The organism is Flavobacterium chungnamense, assembly GCF_039539165.1.
Classification (GTDB): domain Bacteria; phylum Bacteroidota; class Bacteroidia; order Flavobacteriales; family Flavobacteriaceae; genus Flavobacterium; species Flavobacterium chungnamense.
Genome location: NZ_BAABCS010000002.1, coordinates 1 through 23,917, shown reverse-complemented (window position 1 = coordinate 23,917; position 23,917 = coordinate 1). Strand labels below are relative to the sequence as shown.

Below are 23,917 nucleotides of genomic sequence, written 5' to 3'. Positions count from 1 at the left end.
GTTTAAAAAAATCGTTAAAACACATCTTTTTTTGATTATTAAATCAAAAAAAATAAACCAAGTACAATATATTTTTGTTACAACTACCATTAATTAACACATTAAATAGGTACTACGTAATAATTACAAGAAATAATTAAACTTAATTTATTTATCCAACTAAAAAAACAACCTTATTAAAGTATAAATTATATAAAAAAACCTCCTCAATTTCTTGAGGAGGTTTTAAACTATTTAGTTCTTATTTAAAAAACTATCTTTTTATAACACGTAGTGTTTTAGTATTGGACTCTTGAGATACAATTACATTGTAAACTCCAGATGGATATTGGTTTCCTAATTCAAAGTTTTGAATATCAGAAGCGTTTATCATTTTATCTTCTACTAGTTTTCCTATCATGTCGTAAACTCTAACTTGAATGTTAGCTTCGCTATTAGTTTTCACATCCAACTTAAAGTTTTCTGCAAATGGATTTGGATAAGCCAATGCTTCAAATACATTTACTACTTCTAATTGAACATCTGATGCAATAGCTCTTGCTTGCATTGGAGTCTTGATAGTACATGCTTTACTGTATGGACCAAAACTTGGCTCATTTGGTAACTTAACCGCAACTTGTACAGAATAAATGGCTCCATTTGGAATTAATCCAGGGAAGTTGTTTAATGTAAATCTGTTGAATTGGTTGTCGTAGAATGTATCATAATCAACTCCGTTGTAAACTCTAAATCTGTAGGTAATTGCACCAGTTACTGCATCAGCAATAATTAACTCAGAGTTACTTGTAACTTGATAGTTATTACATTGAACTGATCTTACTTGTGTAGTAGGATGAGCTGGTGTATTAATATTACATGCTGTACCATAAGGTAAGAACGTACCATCAGTATTTCTTAATGAAACTTCTACTCTATAAGTACTAGCATACAAAATACCTGACAATTGAGTCATGTTAAACTTGTTAGCTGGTTGCGTAGTTTCTTGAGAAGTTCCTGTTGGAACACCTGAAATTACTCTTGTAACTCTGAATCTATAAGCAGTAACATTAGAAACTGCTCCTGCAGTAATCCATTGGTTCATAGCTGTTAAGGTACTTCCACATTGTGCACCAATTGTTGAAACTGGATTTGGTGTGTTTAAGTAACATGCAGGTCCATAGAAAGATTGCCATACACCATTCATCATTACTGCTACTTCAAACATATATCTTGAGTTGTAAGCAGTATTTGGAACGTTAGCTAATGAAATATTATTTACTGGTCTATCAATGATAACTGGCGAAGCAATTGGAGCATTAGTATTCATATCCACTTTAGTGATTTTGAATCTATATCCTTGAGCTAAATTAGACCAAGTAGCCGTTACTGTAGAGTACCAACCTGCTAGAGTAGTTCCGCAAGTAGCTGGAGCTATTGTTGAACAATTTGTATTGACCAATAAAGCTACACTTGTACCAGATGTTGGAACTAATGGGCAACTTGGTGTTACATCAACTCTAGTTATACTTGTAACAACAACAGATTGACCAGTTGTAGTCAAGAATACTTCAAATGTACCTACACCAGAAGCATTAGCAACAATGTTAGCTGGTGTTTGTGCAACACCTCCTAAGGTATATCCAACTGTTGAAGTACTATTAGGTACTAATCCAGAAATTGTTAAAGTAGCATTTGTATTTAAACAAGCTGTAGTTGTCGAAATTGAACCATATGTTACTGAATTAACAGTAACCATTACCACATTACTTGTTGCAGAAGAACAAACTCCGCTAGTTACAACTGCTTGATAATATGTAGTAGCTAATAAGTTACCTGTATTAAGTGAAGCTGATGTAGCACCTGAAATATTAGTCCAAGTTGTTCCGTTGGCAGATTGTTGCCATTGGATTGAACCGACATTACCAGTTAAAGAAAGTGATGTTCCGCTTCCTGAACATAAAACAGCAGCATTTGCACTAGCAGTACCGCTAACTGAAACAGGAGAAACTGTCAAATTAACTGTAGCAGTAGAGAAACAACTTGTCGCTGGATTTGTTGCTACTACACTATATGTTCTGTCTGCGGTAGGTCTAGCATAAACAGAACCTGAATTACCTCCTGTATATGGAGTTGACATCAAAGCATCTGTATACAACTCTGTGGTTGGTGACCAAGCATATTGAAGTATAGCTGATTTAGTTAATACAATGTTTGGTCTAGAAGTACCAGAACCAGTAGGTGTAGCAGCTGACAATATAGCCGCAGCAGTGACGCTATCAGCTCTATACCAGTTTGTTGCTACAAAACCTAATGTAGTATTAGTAGATTGTACAGTAAATAATGTAGTACCAGCATTTGCATTACTATATGAAGTTTGAATTACCACATTATTAGTTCCATCCCATGTAAAATTAGAGTTAAATGGAATAGAAACATTTGTTGGCAATCCAGTAGTTGGAACAGATAAATTTGCAGCTGTTCTTACTGTAGTTAAACCTCCAACAAATGCTGTTGATGTAAGGACAGTATTAGCAGTATGACCCATTGCAACGCTAAATGAATTTAAAGTTCCTGTAAAACTTGTTCCTACAGAAGTCACATTCATCGCTATCGCTGATATTTGATCACCTGCATTAAATCCTAATGCAGTAAGCTCACTAGCTCTAATTAACATTTGATGTTTAGCTCCTCCATAATAATTTGAGAATGGCGCTGGATAAGCAGTAGTTGCATTAACAGTGGTACCTGTACCTAAAACTAAATTAGCAGGAACAGAAGCAGATGCTGTCAATAACACTGGGCTAGCCGATGCACATAAAGTATTGCTAGAAGCAACTATAGTATTCACTGGTAATGGATTAACAGTTACATTATAAGTAGCTGTATTCACACATCCAGTTGAGTTACTTGCTGTTAAAGTATAAGTCGTTGTTGCAGTTGGATTAAATGTATATCCAACATTCTCATTTCCACTTACTCCTGTAATTGGTGACCATACATAAGAATCATAGTCACCTACTGTAGAAGTCAAACTTACTGTAGCAGAGTTTCCAACACATATTGTTGAATTTAAACTACTTAGGGTCAATGCAGGTGGTGCAGTAACTGTTGCTGTTACCATTGTTCTGGCTGAACTACATCCTGTAGATATAGACCAATCATAGAAATAATAGTAAGTAGTTGAAGTGCCTGAAATATAACCATTTGTAATACTACCTGCTGTACCTAAAGCATATGGAAAACCTCCAATTGCAGATTCTCTAACCATACTTGAAGAAGTAGTAGCAATCAATCTATAATCAGTACCAACTGGAATATTCCAGTTAAGTGGAACTGTAACTGCAGTTGTTCCAGTACCTACAGGTAATGGGAACGCACTTAATGTTTGAATAGGAGTTCCTGTACTAGTCTGTAATTGAATAGTAACATTACCTGCTGTAGCACTATTTGGATAAACTTTTACTGAGTTTAAAGTGAAAGCAGTAGTAACATTAAATACTAAACCATAATTAGAAGCAGTTGTTGTTGTTGTTGAGGTAGGTGCTGTTCTAGCTCCGGAGAATGTAGAACCACCAACTTCAGCTTGTACGTAATAATTAGTTGTTGATGATATCGAAGGAGTAGTAAAAGTTGCTCCAGTAGCTATTGAAGTACCTCCAGTAGCAACATCATACCATGCTAAAGTAGAACCTGCCGAACCAGTAGCAGACAAGTTTACAGTTCCAAGTCCACAACGTCCTGCTGGTGTAGTTGAATCTACTGATGGAGCATTAACTCCAATATTGATAGTATTAGTATCTGCATAAAGACCACTATTTGTACAAGTTACTCTACAGAAATAAGTTTCTGGAGAAGATAAAACAGGAGATGTAAAAGTAGTATTTGTAGCTCCTGAAATAGCTCCTGCTGAATTATACCATTGTAATGAAATTCCTGTAACTCCTGTTGTAAATCCTGATACTGATAAATTTGCTGTACCTGAAAAACAAACGTTAGCAACAGAAGATGTTGCTGTACCAGCTGTTGGAGTACCTGAACAAGGTGGTGGAACTAAAACAATAAATGTATAGTCTTCAACCTCTCTTCTAGCACCTGTAGATGGGCAAGCAAGAGGACTTGTTGCATTAAAATCCATAGCAATACGCATTCTAGTTGCACCTGGCAAAGCAGTTACTGGAACTACAAAACTTCCTGATGCTGCTGAGACATATGCTGCTGAGTTGTAAACGCGTTCAGTAGTCTCAAAAGTCGCATTTTGATTCCAGTCAATCCATACAGCAACACCTACAGTTGTTCCAACTAAAGCTGTTGTAAAACTTACAGACTGTCCTTGTAATTGTGAAGCGCTTTGACCCAAGAAATTTCCATAACCTCCTGTTGAAAAACCTGAAGCGGTATTAGAAATAGTAGTTACACCTCCACTAACCGTAAAATCATTAAAGTATGAAGCTGTACTTGTAGAAGTTGGAATTGCACAATAATTGCTGATTGTTAATTGTGCTCCAGTTGAAGTAACTGAACATCCATCTGAAGTAACCACTAATCTATAGAAATTAGCAGTTGAAGCAGCAGTTGATGTAGTACTTAAAACAGTCAATGTTGTGGTATTTGCTCCTGTATAAGTAACTGTTGCTGGTGTTAAATCAACAACATTTGAATAAGTACCATTTAATGTTGTTGCACGTTGCCATTGGTAAGTAACTATACCAGATGCAGTAACTCCTGCTGTAAATGTAGCTGGATTACCTGCTAATACTACCGCAGCAACTGGTTGAGTGGTAATAGTAGGATTATTAATTAACAATTGAGCACTTGCAGAAGTAATAGAAGCACATGGTACAGTAGCAATCGCTACAACTTGATAAAAATAAGTTCCGGCCGCTGGAGTAGCTCCAGTAGTTGTAACATTTAAAGTGTTTGATGTAGCTCCAGTATATGAAGCACCTACTGGTGTTCCATTTGCAACGTTATTCCAAGTTGCATTATCTGTTGAATATTGCCATTGGTAACCTGTAAATGAACCTGAAAAAGCTGCTGTAAATGAAGCTGATCCTCCTGAATAACAAACCGTTTGATTTGATGGAGAAGTTGTAACAGCAACTGCAGTAGCAACATTTAAAGTTGCTGTTGTAGAAGAAACTGTTATAGCACCTGTCACATCAACATAATAGGTCCAACCATTATTAACAGTAGTATTACCAACAATAGTTAATGTTGCTGAATTTGCTCCACTATAATTTCCTCCATTAGTAATTGCTAATGGACCAAAACCTTGATCTTCATACCATTGAAAACTAGTTGCAATACCTGAAGTAGCCACTGTAAATACAGCAGTTCCTGAATCACATAAGTTTACATTTGAAGGATTGGCAGTGATAGCAGTATTTCCAACTGTTAAAACAACACTATTTGAAGTTACTGGATCACATGGAGAAGCACCAGAAACTATACATTGATACTGATATGTATTCATAGTATCAGGAACTGCAGTTAACACAAGGCTATTGCTAGTTGCTCCACTATATACACCACCATTAGATACTGGTAAAAATGTAGTACCACCATCTATAGATTCTTCCCATTGATATGCTAAACCTGAACCTGTAGAGACAACTGAAAAAGTTGCATTTGTTCCAGTTAAGATAACTTGTGGTTGTGGCTGAGTAGTTATTGTAACTGGTTCTTTTACATTAACAACATAAGTTGAAGCTGTAGCACAACCATTATCAGTTACTGTATAAGAAATTGTAGCTGTTCCTTCAGTAACTCCGGTAACAATACCGGAACTGTCAACAGTAGCAATTAGTGCATTTGAAGATGACCATACTCCTAAAGCAGAAGCATTTGTCAATGACAACGTATTTGGAATACACAAATCATTTGAAGCACCTAAGATTGGAGCAACAACTGGACTTGGATTAATAACAAAAGCCGTTGCATTAGTTCCTGAAGTAACCGCATTATAAACTACAAAAGTTCCAGCTGTACTTGAACCTGTTAAAGCCACAGTAATTGTAGTGTCATTAACAACTGTAAAAGGTGTTGAAACTCCATTTAAATTTACAGCCGTAGCATTTGTAAAATTAGTACCTGTTAGGGTAATTACAGTTGTTGCTAAATTAGCTGAACAAATAGTTGCTGGGGTAAAACTTGAAACTACAATTGGTGGAGGAGTTAACGTCCACGCTAAAGTATAAGTTCCAGAAGCTGAAGACCAACCATCTTGAACCCAATATGCTGTTTGAGAAACACCTGTATTATTTACCCATGTTTGTGCAGTAGTATTTGCATCTAAACAAGACACTTGAGTAAGTGAAGCACAAGTTCCATAAAGTAATGAATTTGCATTATCATATGAACTAGCTGTATTTCCTATACTTAATGTAAAACCACTAGGAACTGTTATTGAATAAAATAAATCTGGTGCAGTATGTGTGCCTGTTGTACCACAAGTAGCTGTTCTATCGTTTGCTGCACCAACAGTTGTGCCATTTAATGGACTAGTTAAAGCATCTAAACTTATTGCGCTTGAACAAACATCACCAAGAATATACATGAAAGGTGATGAAGTAGACCAACCACTATAGTCAGATCCTAAAGTACATTCAGAACGTACATGTAAATAATAATTTACTGAAGGAGTGATTGCAACTCCTGTAACAGAAGTTGAAGTTGTTATTATTCCTGAAGTTGGTGGCGTAGCTGAAGTAGTTACTGCATATTCATATTGAATAGGTGCATTACCAGATACAGGAGCAGTCCAACTTACATCAGCTGTTGAAGCTGTTAAATTGCTTCTTGTAAGTCCAGTAGGTGTATAACATGTTGGAACAGGTACTACATTGAAAGTATAATCAACATAACTACCATAAGGAGCAGGTCCACAAGAAGTAATAGCGCCTGAAAAAGATGAAGCAACTCTCATTCTATAAGAACCTAATGCTTGACCTGACGGAACTGTAAGTGAACTAGAAGAATAAGTAGCTGCATAAGTTGTAGTACCCACCATAGTTTCACCTACATCATTAAAATCTAAATCATTATTCCAGTCAATCCAACAATAGTAGTAGTATGTACTACCACCAGCAGAAGCTAGAGATAAACCAAAAGTACCTCCTGCAAACTGTGAACAAGATGTTGCTGAATTATTGGTATAGGCATTATATGCGGAAACTGAACTTGAAAAATTTTGCTGTGTTCCAGATACTGAAATATTATTTAGATAGTAAGTAGTACTTGATGTGCCTCCTGTTGGTTGACAATGTCCTGTATAAAAAGTAGCAGGACCAGACCAAGCAGATTGATCAGAAAGACTACAATTAGAACGTACCCAATAATAATATTGAGTATTTGCTGTCAATCCTGATAAAGGAACAGAGAAAGTTGTAGTACTTACATTTCCTGAAGGTGTTGTAGAACCTATAGGAGCTGTAGCTGATGTAGAATAGTAATAATCATAACCATTAATAGGAGGAGTAACCGAAGCAGTCCATCCAATTGTAGCTGTATTATTTGTTATTGCAGATGATGTAAGCGAAGTTGGAACTACACAAGTAGGTGCAACATCTACACTAAAATCATCAAACGAACAATAATTTGGAGAAGATGTTGAATTAAATGCTCTGTATGCTACATAATATACACCAGTAGTTGGAGGCGTAAAAAAGCCTGATAATTGTGTATATGAAGTAGCATTTGCATTAGCTATAGTAGCAATTGTATTTGTCATTGCTCCGGTTGTAGCACTTGTACCATAATAAAGAGTAACATCTGTCCAAGCAACACCATCTGTTCTATAAAACACACTTGCAGCATAATTAACTCCACCCGTTAACTGAAGTGGAGCAGAAAAAACATACCCTGATGTATTAGAAGGACTCCAATAAACAGCAGAAAATTTAGTTCCTGTTCTAGCAAGAAGAGCAGCATTTGTTCCTGTAGCAGATGCGATATAAGTTTGAACTTTTCCACCACTTGCTACTGCAGGATTAGAGGAAATACATGTGGGCAAAGTATTTGCCGTTGTTAAACTTTCAAAACCTTCATTATAAGGAACAGTAATTGAAGTACCAGGAGTAATTACAACACTATTAGAAGAAGTTGTATTTCCGCTACAAGTAACATTACAGTAATATGTCTCTGCAGCTATTAAAGCTGGAGTTGTATAAGTAGCAGATGTTGCTCCAGAAATTAATCCTCCTGAATTATACCATTGGTAAGTAACACCTGAACCAGCAGTTCCATTTTGAAGGGACAAAATAACTGATGCATTATAACATGGAGTTAAGCTACTTGCAATAGTATTTCCTGGAGCAGGAGTCCCTGTACAAGGAGGCAAAGTAAAATTGAAAGCAGTAACTGGTCTTCTGTAATTAGAAGTGGTTAGAGTAGCACTCAATGCACCTGTACCATTAGCATATTTAGTAGTGTTATTATTTGTTGTACTTATACAAGTAGACCCATATTCATAATCCCATGTTATTGCAGGAGATTGAGCAGTAGTCTGAGTATATTCAACATAAACAGCTAAATTGTTTGCACCGCCAGAATAAGGAAATGCAGAGCTAAACACAAATTCTTTAAATCCAGCTGTGGAACCAACTTCTGCTGCTCCTGTACCGCTATAAACCAATGTTGCAGAAGCAATCTCAGTAGCCCATGTTGGAGATGTAGCACCAAAATCTGTAGCTGTAGTTTGTTTCAAGTAGATATTAAATGTTGTTGTACCAGTTAATGAACCAGTAGCTGCCATTCTTCTAAAGAAAATACTATTTAAATTGGAACCAGCAACAGTAGCTAATTGTGAAGCAGGTATAATATACGCTGTTCTATTTTTACTATTTGCTGTTGCGTTGCTATTCATAGGTCCGTAAGTGTTACTTGCTATTCCTACAGAACATGTCGGTACTGTATAGCCTTGAGCAAAAGCAGTACTTCCTTGAAATAGGAATATAAAAAACAGTAATGAAGCTAGAATCCACGATGTTCGCATTTTGCCTTTAATATCTGGAGAATTTCCACATATAGTAGACTCTTGCAACCTGAATTTCGATAAGTTTCGATAACTCAGTGAATTGTAATCATTCGTCATAATTTAAAAATTGGTTAATTAAAAAGGGTCAATATATAAATAAAGTTATATAAACATTCTAAAAATTAGCTTAAGATTTAAGCCAAAAAAACAACCACACAAATTAAAAAAACTTGTATGGTTGCATTATATAAAAAACTAATAGATAATTTTTTTAGAAACTTTCGTTCCATTTTGCGATTCAACAACAACTAATAAAACTTGTTGTGATGAATTAAGATTGATAACTTTATATTCTGTTGCATTTACTTTATCATTAGAGAATAATAAACTTCCTCTTATGTCAAATACTTGAATAGATTTCATTGGAGTCAATGAAGAAGTAATGTTTATCGTTTGATCTTCTTTGAAAACCACTAATGATTCATCAGTAAATAATTGATCATTTACTTGTAAAGCACTGTCTGTAAAACGTAATGCAAAACGATTATCAAAAGTTCCAACATTAGTTGTAAACGTATAATTACTTAACTTAATATTATGTATTATATTCAATAACTTATCCTCTAAATATACTTTTTGAGTATCAAAAATGCCATCAAAGTTTGATAATTTTATTTCATAACTACCCGCTTGTGTACTCTTAAATCCTAATGGTACAATATCATTTTCATTAAATGGCAAACCACGTCCTTGAATAGCTAATTTCTTAATTCCTAATGTAGAATAGAAATTCACGGGACTTCCAGAATCTAGGATTTCACCATCATATCCACTATCATAATCATTGGTTGCACCTCCTGCAAATCCTACCATTGTTTGTTTGTAAGCACCTTGATTGTTAAATACTTCTAACCAAACACGGCTTTTGTTTCCGGGATTTACTGTTGTAGCTTGATTGTTATATCTAAAGAATTGATTGTTTAATCCGGCAATTCTCATGGTGTTATTAAACACTGCTGAACCATTCATCAAACCTTTTATAAAGAAACTTTGTCCAGAGGCTACTTTTCCGTTTGGAACTGCATTATTAGCTCCTGGAGCACCAGTAGTACCAATTCCACCCATATAGTTGTAAACCGCATAATCACTATTAACATAATTGTTATTTGTAATAATAGTGTTATGTGTCCATAAGTATATAGTTTTCTCAATTACTCCTGTACCAGTAGTAAGACCATTGAAATCGAAAAAAGCATCAATATTCAATGCACTTGGGTAAGGATTACCGATTAAGTTTACATCAGCTGCACCAATTACTATTGGAGTACTAATTAAACCATTATTTGGAACTCCAAAAAACTGACCATTAAAAATTGATGGTATAACAGCGTCATGTGTATTAGGAGCTCTAATGATATACCCTTTACCTGCAATCATTAAATTAGTACTTGTTTCACTTATCCAATTATTAATTGCTGGACTAAAAGAATAATACTTATCATATTGAGTTAGTGGAGACAATCCAACTAAAGTCTGAGGAGCTACTGGTGAAGACCAATAAGTATAATCAAACTTTCTCACAGGTGTAGTAGTTCTTTTATAAGTAATGTTACCAACGTTAGTAATACCATTTACTACTTGAACTAAACTAGAATTATTTTCAAAAGTTAAAGTTCCTCCAGAAGTATCAACAATATTTTGAACTATTAATGAATGACCTCCTAAAAACGTAATATCACCACTAGAAATATAAACCGAACAAGCGTTTAAATCACCTATTGAAGTATAATCGCCATCAAAAATAGCAGTTTTAGTTGCACTTGGAAAACCATTACTCCAAGCAGAACCATCCCATGTAGTTTCGTTGTAAGTAACTGTAATAACATTTGAATAAGCCGTACAACTTCCGTTTGTAACTACGGCTCTATAATATCTTGTTGCAAACAAGTTACCCATTTGAGCAGATGTCAATGTAGCTGAAGCACTTGCTGGAATAGCAACTGGAGTTGTAAAAGCTAAAGTTGCCGAATATTGCCATCCCGTAATAGTACCTGTAGTACCTGTTAAAGTTAAATTTGAAGGCGCTCCATAACAGATGGTTTGATTTCCAGATGCCGTTCCAGTACCCACTGGTGAAACAGTTACTGGAACTTCTGTTACAGTTGAACAAACTGGCGATGGTGTACTTGCACTAGCTGTAAACGTTGTCGAAGCAGAAGGCATAGTATATACAGAAATAGCTCCAGTACCTGCAATATATGGTAAAGTTGCGGCAGCGTTAGTATATAAACCTGGTACAGGAACTCCATTAGCAACCGGAGTTGTCAAATTATTCCAAGTAACTGCTGATGAAGCACTTCCTGAGACTAAAACATTATCAATAGCCCAGAACCAATCCCACCCTGCTGTATAAACAAATCGAATTTGCACATTAGCTTGCCCTAAATAAGGATTTAATGTTATTGGTAAAACCTGTACAAAACTTCCTGTTGTAGTCCCAAATTGATTAGAGTTATAACTAGAAAGCGTAGTCCAAGTTGTTCCATTAGTAGATACTTGAACTGTTCCTGTATCTCCAGAAAAATATCTGTAGATATGCCAAAAACTTAATGATGCTTGTGTATAACCAACTAAACTAAAAGAAGGTGATGTTAAAGTAGTTGTAACTGTTGTTCCATTTCCTGGCGCGTCGCTATTAGCATGATAAAATTGAGAAGAATCATTACTAGAAATAGCTCCTAGTGGGATATTATAGCCATTAGGACGCAAAGTCCAATTTCCTATTGGCGAACCCGAACCCGAACCAGTCACAGTCCATGAATTGGTAGCACCATTGAAACCCTCACTTAATATTGGGAATCCGTTTACAATTCCTCCTGAAGAAGTAAGCTGAACAGCTGGTCCAGACTGACACATTGTTGGTGTCGCTGGAGTTACTGTAATAGGTGTTGGTAACGGATTAGCTGTGTAAACAAATTTCACCTTGTTGAATCTAAAAGGTGAAGCTGTTTGAGAAGCTGTTAAAGTATAAGTTTGTGTTGTGCTTGATGTAATTATATAAGGATCTCCTACAGTACCCGAACCTGTAACTCCTGTTGAAGGCGACCAAGAAAAAGTCTGATAACTTGCAAGACCTGTAGTAATAACTATAGGATTAGATGGGCTTCCAGCGCAAACAGTATCATCAATATTATCAATAACTAATGCAGGTGGAACAGTAACAACTTCAAATCCGTAGTCTTCTGTTTCTCCTCGAGCAATACCAGCATTACAAGCACTTGGACTTGTAGCGTTCCAGTCAACCACTATTCTCATTCTTGTGATTCCTAGCGCAGCTGTGTTTGGTACTGTAAAGTTAATAGTTGGTGGCGCAGATAAATAGGCAGCAGAGTTATAAACTCGCTCAGTAGTATTATCAAAAGTTCCATCTTGATTCCAATCTACCCACATTGCAATACCTACTCCACCTGCCATATCATTGTAAGAAGTAGAAACACTTACATTTCCTAAACGTGCTTGTGTTATCACTTGTGAAGTATAATTTGCATATCCTGATGGCGCATAACCAGTAGCATTAGAAACATCTGAAATTGCACCACTTGTAGCAAAATTTGTAAAATAATTAGCATTACCCGTACTTAATGAAGCACAATAATTTATTTGAACTAATGTTGTGAAATATGGATTTCCTGCATTATTCAATGCAACCCATTCACCAAAATCTCCAGCACCGCAACTAGAACGAACCCAGAAATAGTATGTAGTTAATCCTGATAACCCTGTTAATGTAACACTACTTGACCCTGTAGTTCCTGTTGGTACAGCAGCGTTGGTTGGTGGAGTACTTGATGTTGAAACATAATATACATAACCAGAAGCTGGTGTAGGTGTAGGTGGTGTCCAACTTAAAAACGCTGTAGAACCAGTTATACTTGAAACTGAAACAGCAGTTGGTTTTAAACAAATAGACTCATAAACTTGTAAGTCATCAACAAATAACTGTCCGTTATTTTGATCTGAAAAAGCTCTAAGACCTATATAATATACCCCATCAGCAGGTGGCGTAAAAGTAATTTTATTACCAAAAGGAGAAGCTTTAATATTATTGTGTGTATCTAAAATAGTAGTCATAGAAGCTGCCAAAGGCGATGTTCCGAAAGCAACTTGCATTTTATTCGTAACTGTTGAAGGCACGTCTGTTCCTCCATATAAGTAATCTACTGTATATGATTTAGAAGCTAATAAATTAATACCTCCTGTATAAAACCATACATTTGCTGGATTTGAATTTCCTGGATTTTGACCATTATACATTAATATGTTTTGATCCATACCAGAACCCGTGTAATAATCTGCACTAGAAGTAACCCATGGATTTCCTGCACCTATATTTTGTTGTGAAGAACATATTGGTAATAATAAACCAGTTGTTGCATGATACGGTGTTGTTCCATTTGGAACTGGACCATCAAATGGCTCATAATAAGGTGTATTTACTGGCAAGCAATAAGTTGTAAAAGTACCAACCGTTGACCAAGAACTTACGTTAGATGGTGAAGTACTACATACCGAACGAACTGCATAATAATATTGTGTACCAGGAGTTAAACTCGATAAACCTGCCGTAAGTACACCTGCTCCAACTGAACCAGTAGTACCAGTAGGAACTGGATTAGTACCAACATAATATTGATATCCAAAAGCTGGTGCTGGAGTTGCAGCAGACCAATTGATAGTTGCAGTTGAAGATGTTAAACCTGTAACATTTAGACCTCCTGGAGCAAAACAAGTTACTGGTGTAAATCTAAACAACCTATAGGATGTTGGTTGAATTGTTGCAGCAGCTGTAGTAGATGTTCCTCTTGTAATAACACTACTAGTATTGGTATTTGGAACACCACTTAATATTGTTGTCATAGTTCCAGTTGGCCACGGAAGACCTCCATTTGTATAACCTAAATTATTAAAATCAGTATTAACATCACCCCTCAAACCTATTTGACCTGTTAAATTAGACGCACTTAAATTTGTTGGATTATACAACATTTCAATTACTCCATTGCTTTCATACATCCATAACTGAAAAATCATATTAACACTTCCATCAGGAGAGGCATTTACTGCGTTTGATCTTCTTGCTATCCATTCTACTTGGTAAATTCTATTTGGAGCAGTTCCAACAACTCTCCAGCCTAATGTATTTGTGGCTGGAGTTGAAATAAAATCCATATCTCTTCCATACACTGAAATGGCTCCTAAATATGTATTTGTTGATGAAACTGGATTATACTCAGTCGCAGGTGTACCACTAGCTGTTCCAAAATAAACAAAACCATTTGTAGAAACATTAAGTGAAGTGTAATTAGCTCCTTTAAAATTAAAATTAAATGCCCCACCAAAATTTGTAGTATAAATTTGATCATCAACATTAACACCAGTAGCTACTAAAACTGTTTTTGCTGGCGCACCAGTTGGATAATTAGCAACAAGAGGGAAATTAGTGTAGGGACTTCCCACAGGCACTCCTGCTCCTGCTGTCGTAGTAACCGCTAACTGATCTAACGAATATTGTGAGACCTGAGCATTTAAATTATTACTACCTGCAAATCCTAACAATACAACCAACAAAGTTTTAGTAATGTTATTTTTTAAAAAGGCATTCGTTACTTTTTCTTGTAATGATATCATCATAGCATTTATATTTAGGGTACTAAACTTTTATTATAAGTTGATAAAAATACATTAAATTTTTGTAAAATTTTAATATAACTAACTGTCTAGCTGACAAATCGACGAAGTGTAAAATATAATCGATAAAAAACATAGTTTTTTTAAAAAAACACATCATAAAAAGTAAGAATTATTTTGATAAAAAATATTTTTTGCGATATTTATCTGAATATTATGTTAGTGTTATTTTTCAAACATTTAATATTAAAAAATAATGAAATGAAATTATCTAATTTAATAAATTAAGAAAATAAAAAAACCTCCCAAATGGGAGGTTCTATTCTAACTAACCTATATATTCATATTCTAACCTAACTCACGCGATTGCTGTTTCTTGACTGATAACTCTTTTCATAAAAGTTCTGTAAAGCACTTTATTTGGAGATACACCTGAAGAAATAATTTGTTTTTTTCTAGAAACTGTAGTTGCAGTTTCATCTGCTTTTTGAATAGTTTGTCTTTGTTTAGAACCCATAAACCAATTCATAAAATCTACATCAGATTCAAAAGCAATAGCTTGAACTGAATCTGTGCAAATAGTAGTTGGTTCGCTAACTGGAGTTAACTCTGTTTTTGTTTGACCAAACATACCTAAGCTTGACAATAAAAATACAATAAATAAAACAACTAAAAACTTTCTGTTTTCAGAGATGAAAAAAGTTGATGTAGTATTTGTGTTCATTGCTTTTGTTTAATTTTCTGAAGCAAAACTACGGCCGTACTAATGAGAATTAAAATATTCTCGATGAATAGCACCAAAACTCGTTAAATCTCATTTGCAAAGCAGTTTGTCCATAAAATAGGTCTTTAATCTAGAAAAAACTCTAAGTTTTTTCGTCATGTCAACTAAGAAACATCACAGCAGTAACTTATGTATTATTTAACACCCTATTTTTGTCATGTTGACGAAGGAAACATCCCACCTGAAACTAACCACAGAAACTCACACCATCCAATCACACCACCACTCCCATCATTTTTCATGTTGACGAAGGAAACATCCCACCAAAAACTAACCACAGAAACTCACACCATCCAATCACACCACCACCCACACCATATTGTCATGTTGACAAAGGAAACATCACACCAGAAAATAACTCCAAAAACTCCAACCATCCTCCCACACCATTTTGTCATGTTGACGAAGGAAACATCACACCTGAAACTAACCACAGAAACTCACACCGGCACTCCCATCATTTTGGAATGTTGACTAAGGAAACATCCCACCAACAAATCAAGCATTAATAAAGTCTCTTTTGTCATATTTATGAAGGAAACATCACACCAGAAATTAAAAAACAATTTTATATGATTAAGAAATGAGATTCTTCGTACCTCAGAATGACAAAAAAACAGCACACATTTCACATAAAACGATGATTCAAAAACTCAAAATTTTCATTAAAAGATCGAATGAGTTCTATTTTCTTATCTCTTTTCCAACCTTTGAGTTCTTTTTCTCTAACTATTGCTTGTTGAATCCAAGTAAATTTTTCATAATAAACTAAAAATTCAATATTGTACCTTGACGCAAAGGTTTTAATTCCTTTTTCAATATTTTCCTTATGCTCTGTCAAACGTCTTCCTAAATTATTGGTCATGCCTATATAATAAGTTGACCTGTGTTTATTCGTTATGATATAAACATAGAAAGTAAGATCTCCTTCATTATATTCAATCATTGTGTTGTTCATATAATTATTTTTTTAATTATTACCATAATAAAAAAGGAAACATCCTAACCAAACACCCACACCATTTTGTCATGTTGACGAAGGAAACATCCCACTAGAAACTAACCACAGAAACTCACACCAGCCAATCACACCAGCCAATCACACAACCACCCACACCATTTTGTCATGTTGACGAAGGAAACATCCCATCAGAAACTAACCACAGAAACTCACACCAGCCAATCACACCAGCCAATCACACAACCACCCACACCATTTTGTCATGTTGACGAAGGAAACATCCCATCAGAAACTAACCACAGAAACTCACACCATCCAATCACACAAGCCACCCACACCATTTTGTCATGTTGACGAAGGAAACATCCCACTAGAAACTAAAACTAGAAACATCCAACCAGCAAATCACAAACTATTTTTGTAGCTAGCATACGGTTTTCTGATACCTCAAAACAATAAAACAAAGGATTAAGCTAAAGTAGTTTCAATATCTTAGACGACAACAAAAACCCAAGAAGAGAGGGTGGTAACAGTAGCTTTAATTAACATACTTCTTGGTAACCTTCACACCTTCGTTAGTTGCAATTTCAATAAGCAACACTTGATTTGTAGTACCAACGTTAAAAAAAGTTTTATTAGCATTAATAGCTTCTTTTTCAAGTAATAACCTTCCTCTGATATCAAATACTTTAATTGATTTCATAATAGTAGCACCTGCATCTATATGAAGATCTTGATTTGGTTTATAAACAATAACATCGTTAGCGTTAAATGAAACCGAATTAATATTTAAAGCTTGGTTGCGATAAACCAGAACAAATCTTTCATTAAAAGTTCCTGCATCAGATCGGAAAGTGTAGGAAGCTTGTTTCAAATCATGAATAATATCTAGCGCTTTGTCTTTTAAATATATATTTTGATTGAGAAACAATCCATCAAAGTCGTATAAATTAATTGTAAAACTTCCTGTTGTTGCAGCATAAAATCCTAACGGTACTTCATCTAAATCTGAAAATGGTAAAGAACGACCTTGTATAGACAATGTTGTAGTAGAATTTGCTAAAGAATATAAAGCAACTGGATTACCTACATTTAGATATTCTCCATCAAAACCTCTATCAATTCCCATTGTTGCATTGGTAGCATAGCCAACTAAGGTTTGTTTGTAAGTACCTTGTTGATCTACAATATCTAACCAAACTCTATGTTTCTCTGAAACTGCTGTTTCTGATGTTGATGGATTTAATGGTGATTGCATTCTAAAAAACTGGTCATTATTTCCAACAACTCTCATAGTATTTGAGAAAGTTGCTGCTCCATTAGACAATCCTTTAATAAAAAATCCTTGTCCTGAAGCAATTTTGCCATTAGGAACTGATGAGTTTATACCAATATTTGGAGCAGAACTAGTTCCTGTTCCTCCTAAATAATTATAAATAGCATAATCATTGGAAGTATACTGACCAGCAGCAATTGGCGTATTGTGAGTCCAAAAATAAATAGTGGCATCTACTACTCCAACGTTCAAAGGATCTGACAAAAACAAATCTGCATTAACAGCACTTGGATATGGATTACCTATTAAGTTAAAATCACTAGTAGATACTAACACAGGACTTGTAACTATTCCATTGTTTGGCACTCCAAAGAAACTTCCGTTGTAAACAGTTGTTGTAACTAGATTGTAGGAAAGAGGAGCTCTTACTAGATATCCTTTACCTACAATCATACTAGAACCTGGGGCAACATTAGACCAATTGGCTATGGTTGGATTAAAGACAAAAAACTTATCGGTTGGTGTTAATGGAGAAAAAGTAGATAAAACTTGATTAGCAATTGGTGAAGACCAATAAGTATAATCAAATCGACTCATTGGCATTGCCGAACGACTATAAGTAATATTACCTGTATTTATTGAAGCATCATTAACCTGAACTAAACTTGCAGTATTATTAAAAATTAGAGAACCACCGGCAACAACAACATCGTTGGTTACTACTAATGAGTGATTAGCATTAAAGGTTACAACACCTGAATCTATTCTAACAGAACAAGCAAATAAATCTCCAGATGAAGTATAATTACCAGCAAATATTGCTCGTGTTGTAGGATTTGGCGGACCATTACTCCAGGTAGTTCCATTCCAAGTGGTTATATAAAAGGCAACAAATACAACATTACTGTACAATTGACCACAAGTACCACTACTAATTACAGCTCTAAAATAACGAATGGTAGTAAAAGTACCCATTTGAGCTGGAGTTAATGTAGTTGTTGTGTTTGCAATAGTAGTTACACCTGAAGTAAACGCTGCATCATTAGCATATTCCCAACGCAAAATAGAACCTTGACTACCAGTTAAAACTAAATTACTTATTGGAGTACCAGTGCAGATTGACTGATTACTAGAAAGCACACCAACTACAGTTGGTGGAGAAACGGTTAAAGTGTTAGTTACAAATCTAGTACAGCCATTAGAACCTGTTAAAGTCGCAGTGTAAGTTATGGAATTTGTTGGTTTCGAATAAACAACACTTGCTGGTGTACCTGCAACATAAGGAATGGTTGCAGCTGCGTCAGAATACAAATCTGTAATTGGCGTCCATGTTAAAGCAGCTGAAAGTGTTCCCGATACTATTACATTATCTAATGCCCAACAATAACCCCAATTTGACTCATAATTAAATCGGATTTTTAAATCTGGCATACCTAAATAAGCAAACAAATCAACAACCACATTAGAAAAAGCTGATGGACCACCTTGCAAAACCGTATAAGACGTTAAATTAGTCCAAGTAGCTCCGTTATCTGATGTAATTTGTACTTCAAACTTATCAAAAGCGATGGCATTAATATAATGATAAAAACTAAGACTAGCCGAAGTAAAACCAGCTAAGTTAAAAGAAGGGGAGGTCAATGTTGTTCTAGTAACTATTCCTGCAGTACCACTTTGAGAATCAGAATTTGCTAAATAAAATTGTGAATTATCATTACTATTAAAAGTGACATTCCAACCAAAACCATTAATATAATTAAATCCGCTTGGTCTTAATGTCCATTGCGAAGCATTAGTATTTCCTCCAGTTGAAGTATTAGCAACTACCCAATTGTTAGTTGGAGTATTAAAATTTTCATTAATTAAAATTGCAGGAGTAGCAATACTAGTACTACCAAAAAGTGGCTGAATAGTTCCTTCACATATTGATGGATTAACAGGAAGAATCGATACTATTGGAGGTGCTTGATTTACATTAATAGTTATAGACGCTAAATTTCCACAAAGACTTCCTGATGTTTGATTGGCTAACAATAAATAAGTAGTTGTCACCGTAGGATTAAAGGTAAAACCTGAAATAACATTTCCAGAAACACCTGTAGCTGGAGACCACACTAAACTATCATAAGCGGCTGCTCCACTTATTGTTACAAGTGAAGTTGTTTCGTTTTCACAAATAGTTAGAGAAGTTGTACTTAAGCTTAAAGCTGGAGGCAGAGTAACTATTGCAACAACTGGTACTCTTGCAGATAAACATTCTGTTGTAAATTTCCAATTGTAAGCTCCTAAATTAAAATTACCATCAATACTATTTCCGTCGATACTAGCCACTGATGAAGTATATGGATAGGCTGCGTTTGTAGTATTCATTCTCAATCCAGAGGCAGGTAACGTATCAAAATATAGATTATATATACCAGGAATTAGAGCATAATTCATGTTGATTTGTTGGAGTGTATTTCCTCCAGAAACTGCAGTCGTAAAAGTAAAACTTGCAAGTGTAATATTGGATGAATTTCTTATTACCAATTTACCTGATTGACCAGATGCAATTGGAAAAATATCTACCGATTGTAATGAGGTATTTGAATTAACTGTAAAATTTACATAACCTTGAAAATTTTGAAGTCCTTTGACACCCAATTGCGTGGTTGGATTGGATGGTCCTAACTTTGCGATTGCACCAAAAGCTCTAGCTTCTGCATAATAAGTTGTTGTTGCACTTATAGCTGGTGTAGTAAATGTATTACCCGAACCAACTTGAGCACCTCCAGATAAAGCATCATACCAACGAATAGCAGATCCAATACTAGGATTAGCAACCAAACTTACAGTTCCATACCCACATCTAGTTACAGGAACAGTCGATACTACTGAAGGTAGTGAACATTCTGTGTTAAATGTTTCTTCCATTGACCATATGCTCTTATCTGAACTTGAACAATTACCTCTTAGCCAAACCCAATAACTTGTACTTGGATTTAATCCAGTAAGATTTAATGTTGTAATACCTGCTCCAACTGATCCTGTAACAGTGGTAGCCATAGTTGGTGGCGTTGCAGTAGTTGAAAGATAGTATTCGTATCCCAATGCTGGTGGTACTGTAGAAGAAACCCAATTAAGAGTGACGGTTGTAGCTGTGACAGCAGAAGAAACAACCTCTGTAGGTTCAATACAAGATGGAGATAAAGTCACACTAATATCATCTAAAGCAATAGAGGTCTGATTGGCAATACTATATCCTCTGTATCCTATATAAAAAACACCTGAACTAACTGGCGTAAAATCAATCTGGGTGGTTTCATAGAAACTATTATCAATTCCTGTCAATGTAGTTAATGTATTGGTCATACCTAACACAGACTGGCTAGTACCATAATAAACAGCCAAATTCTCCGAATTAGAACTTGTGTTACCTGTATTGTAACTAAATTTTAATCGGTACGAAACGCCTGCTGTTAAATTCAAACCTGGAAGAAAAAACCAATCGTTCATATCACTTGTTACATTCTTATCGATTTGAAAAGAACGAGGTGCTGAAGCAAAATTAACCGTTTGTGTCTTCCATTGATTCGTATCGGCATTAATATTTAATACAGAAAAACATGTTGGAGCCGAACCTACTGGTGTAGAATCAAAATTTTGCACATAAGGAATAGTATAATAGCCACATGTTGTAGCAACCGTGATGGTATTACTATTTACAATACAACCAGGACCTAAAGCTCTTACTCTGTAATAATATGTTGTAAATGGTAACAAACCTGTTATAGTAAGTGAGGTTACACCTGAACTTAAAATTAAATTATTATAACCTGGCAGAAATGTTGCAAAAGTATTGCTAGTAGACACATCAATAGCATATCCTGTCGAACCTGCTATAACCGACCAATTTGCTGTAAAATCATTTCCTCCAACTAAAGTTGCAGCCAAAGCTGTTGTAGACTGAAAACAGGTGGTTGCAGAGCCAAAAAGTGGATTTGTCAAATTATAAAATGGTCCGCCAGCACATTTTTCATTATAAGAAATAACCCAATAATAATAAGTTGTACCTGAAGCTAATCCTGTTTGATTAAAAGTAGTTAAATTAGAATTGGCTACCACTCTATAAACTGGAGTTGTTCCATAATTAAATCCTACAGAATATATATTTCTATTTATGAAAGTTGCTGCAGTTGGTGGTGTATTTACTGTACTTCTAACAATTAAATATTTTGAAGGAGCTGGTGTTGCAGCAGTAAAGGTATTCCCTACAAAAGTAGTATTTGTAATACTTGTTCCTCCAATAACCAAAGCTGTTGGTTGACTTGGCGGAGTCACACAAGGTGGACCAGGCACGTACAAATACTGAAATCCAAAAGGAGGATAAGCTGATGAATTGGTGAGAAGTGTGTGCGTATTCACAGTACCATTTATAGTTGCGCCAGTTACATCCCAAAGTTGACTGCTCCCTTGAAAACGATTAAAAACATTTCCTTGTGCAATGTCATTATTTTGTCCTCTCAAACCTACTTGGACATTTACCGTTAATGCAGAAAGAGATGTATCACAATTACCATATAATAAAAGTATTTCATTGGAAGTTTCTGACAAGCGAATTTGAAAATCGAAATCTCCTACAGCAGTCTTTCTATTAGCATTAGTCCATTGAACCACAAAAGTTCTATTGGGCGCAATTCCTTCAGTTGCATAAACTATATTAGCCGGAGTAGTTGCACTTGAAATTAAATCGGTACCTAAGGCACAAACAACACCTCCACTAGCTGCTCCATTATATGCTGTATTGTCTGACAAAGGCACATAATTAGTAGCTGATGGAGCAACAGTTCCAAAGGTTATAAAACCATTTGGACTAATATAACATTGTGTAAAATTGACACTATCATAAACAAAAGTAAAACCCAGTGGCACTTGAACTGCTGCTTGATTATCCCATGGTGCTGAGAAAGCATTTGTTGGAGCTCCAGATAATGGAACATATCCACTAATTGACTGTGTAAGAGTATAAGCATTTACCTGAGCTTGAGTTTTGTTTATTCCTAACAGAACCATCAAAACGGCAAGGAGAGTAATAAATGTAGTTTTTTTTCTATGCAACATCAGTGTTTATGTGACTTATCATGTTATTTGCTCTATTTTTTTTATAGCTAACTATTTGACTATAAATATTATTAGAATTTTCAATCTACTAAAATAGTACATTTTCTTTCACGGAAAATGCAACAAAGCAAGTATTCGACAATAAGCAATTATAATCGACGAAATGCATATTTTTATATAAAAAAGTGCATTAAATTTTATTGTCTTTTTATATAAAAATAAGTAATTTAGTAAAAAAAAATATGGCAAAAGTTATAGCTCCATTCAAAATTGTAGGAACATTAGACGATTTAGTGTTTTATATAGACCAAGAAAAGGAGAACCGCGTAAAAACTAAAGGTAAAACAGGGGTTTCTTCAGAAGAATTTAAACGAAATCCCATATTCAATAAGGTAAAAAACCATAGTAAAGAGTTTGGTAGATGCACTAAAAAAGCGCAAAGCTTTAGATTCGTAGCACATCATTTTAACAACAGAGCTAAAGATGGAAGTTTTGCCGGACGCTCTAATAGATTAATGCTTGATGTAATGAATGAAGATGAAACAAGTGTGCACGGTGAAAGAACCGTTGAAATTGGTATGCAAACTAATGACGCCAAAGAATATTTTATTGGTTTTGAAGGAAATAAACTTAGAACTTTGAAAAAAGTACTTAACGCAAAATGGCATTGGAACGAAGAAACTAGTGAATTTTCAATTGATAAATTCTTACCCAAAAAGAATATCGATTGGCCAAAAGAAGCAGAATTTTTACACATCGCAATTGCAAGAGCTAATTGGAATTATATTGACAATAATTTCAGCACAGAGTATAGCGAAGAATTAATATTTGAAAAAGAAGAAGAAGAAAGCAACTTAGTGATTAAAACAAATATACCAAAAGGAAACCACCTTCAACTAACTTTCTTATTTATAGGGTTCTCATTACAATATAGAAAAAAATTGAAAGAATTGAAACGAATAAACAATACGGTTTCCATAATTTGGAGTAAATAAATAACCTTTTCTAACAATTGAATTAGTAGTACTCTTTTTCCTAAAATAATATTTTAGGTAATGTGGTCAAAAATAGTTGGTGATTTTTCATTTTAGATTAATTATCTTGTCCATATCAAACTGAAGAGGAAATTGGCTCTGCTGAGGAGCAACCAATCAG

The 23,917-nt window shown here is 34.9% G+C and carries 7 protein-coding genes; 2 read left to right on the top strand and 5 right to left on the bottom strand.

Going from position 1 to position 23,917, the window contains the following annotated elements; genetic code table 11:
* Window positions 1-253 precede the first annotated feature (253 nt).
* The 4 genes from ABD771_RS00035 to ABD771_RS00020 all read right to left on the bottom strand — a co-directional run bounded on the left by ABD771_RS00035 (window position 254) and on the right by ABD771_RS00020 (window position 16,383).
* Window positions 254-8,971 carry a GEVED domain-containing protein gene (locus tag ABD771_RS00035; protein ID WP_345088794.1) on the bottom strand — a complete coding sequence of 2,906 codons (8,718 nt, stop codon included), beginning with the start codon at window positions 8,969-8,971 and terminating at the stop codon, window positions 254-256.
* Between the two features lie 237 nt (window positions 8,972-9,208).
* Window positions 9,209-14,644, bottom strand: coding sequence for a GEVED domain-containing protein (locus tag ABD771_RS00030; RefSeq protein WP_345088791.1), 5,436 nt, complete (start codon window positions 14,642-14,644; stop codon window positions 9,209-9,211).
* Window positions 14,645-14,999: 355 nt separating this feature from the next.
* Window positions 15,000-15,365, bottom strand: a complete 366-nt coding sequence (locus ABD771_RS00025; protein ID WP_345088788.1) for a hypothetical protein — start codon at window positions 15,363-15,365, stop codon at window positions 15,000-15,002.
* Window positions 15,366-16,053: 688 nt separating this feature from the next.
* A complete protein-coding gene (locus ABD771_RS00020; RefSeq protein ID WP_345088785.1) occupies window positions 16,054-16,383 on the bottom strand; it encodes a GIY-YIG nuclease family protein in 330 nt (109 codons plus the stop codon).
* Between the two features lie 265 nt (window positions 16,384-16,648).
* On the opposite strand from ABD771_RS00020, the gene ABD771_RS00015 reads away from it, so the two are divergent.
* Window positions 16,649-16,810, top strand: a complete 162-nt coding sequence (locus ABD771_RS00015) for a hypothetical protein (RefSeq protein WP_345088782.1) — start codon at window positions 16,649-16,651, stop codon at window positions 16,808-16,810.
* A 114-nt stretch (window positions 16,811-16,924) separates the two neighbouring features.
* Here the strand turns inward: ABD771_RS00015 and ABD771_RS00010 are convergent, their stop codons facing one another.
* Window positions 16,925-22,762: an Ig-like domain-containing protein gene (locus ABD771_RS00010; protein WP_345088779.1), complete on the bottom strand. Its 5,838-nt coding sequence runs from the start codon at window positions 22,760-22,762 to the stop codon at window positions 16,925-16,927.
* Between the two features lie 242 nt (window positions 22,763-23,004).
* On the opposite strand from ABD771_RS00010, the gene ABD771_RS00005 reads away from it, so the two are divergent.
* A complete protein-coding gene (locus ABD771_RS00005) occupies window positions 23,005-23,757 on the top strand; it encodes a hypothetical protein (RefSeq protein WP_345088776.1) in 753 nt (250 codons plus the stop codon).
* Window positions 23,758-23,917: the final 160 nt, after the last annotated feature.

Excerpts from the sequence above, each read along its gene's own strand:
- ABD771_RS00035 (WP_345088794.1), bottom strand. The coding sequence starts at position 8,971 with ATGCGAACATCGTGGATTCTAGCTTCATTACTGTTTTTTATATTCCTA.
- ABD771_RS00020 (WP_345088785.1), bottom strand. The coding sequence starts at position 16,383 with ATGAACAACACAATGATTGAATATAATGAAGGAGATCTTACTTTCTAT.
- ABD771_RS00010 (WP_345088779.1), bottom strand. The coding sequence starts at position 22,762 with ATGTTGCATAGAAAAAAAACTACATTTATTACTCTCCTTGCCGTTTTG.
- ABD771_RS00025 (WP_345088788.1), bottom strand. The coding sequence starts at position 15,365 with ATGAACACAAATACTACATCAACTTTTTTCATCTCTGAAAACAGAAAG.
- ABD771_RS00015 (WP_345088782.1), top strand. The coding sequence starts at position 16,649 with ATGTTGACGAAGGAAACATCCCATCAGAAACTAACCACAGAAACTCAC.
- ABD771_RS00005 (WP_345088776.1), top strand. The coding sequence starts at position 23,005 with ATGGCAAAAGTTATAGCTCCATTCAAAATTGTAGGAACATTAGACGAT.
- ABD771_RS00030 (WP_345088791.1), bottom strand. The coding sequence starts at position 14,644 with ATGATGATATCATTACAAGAAAAAGTAACGAATGCCTTTTTAAAAAAT.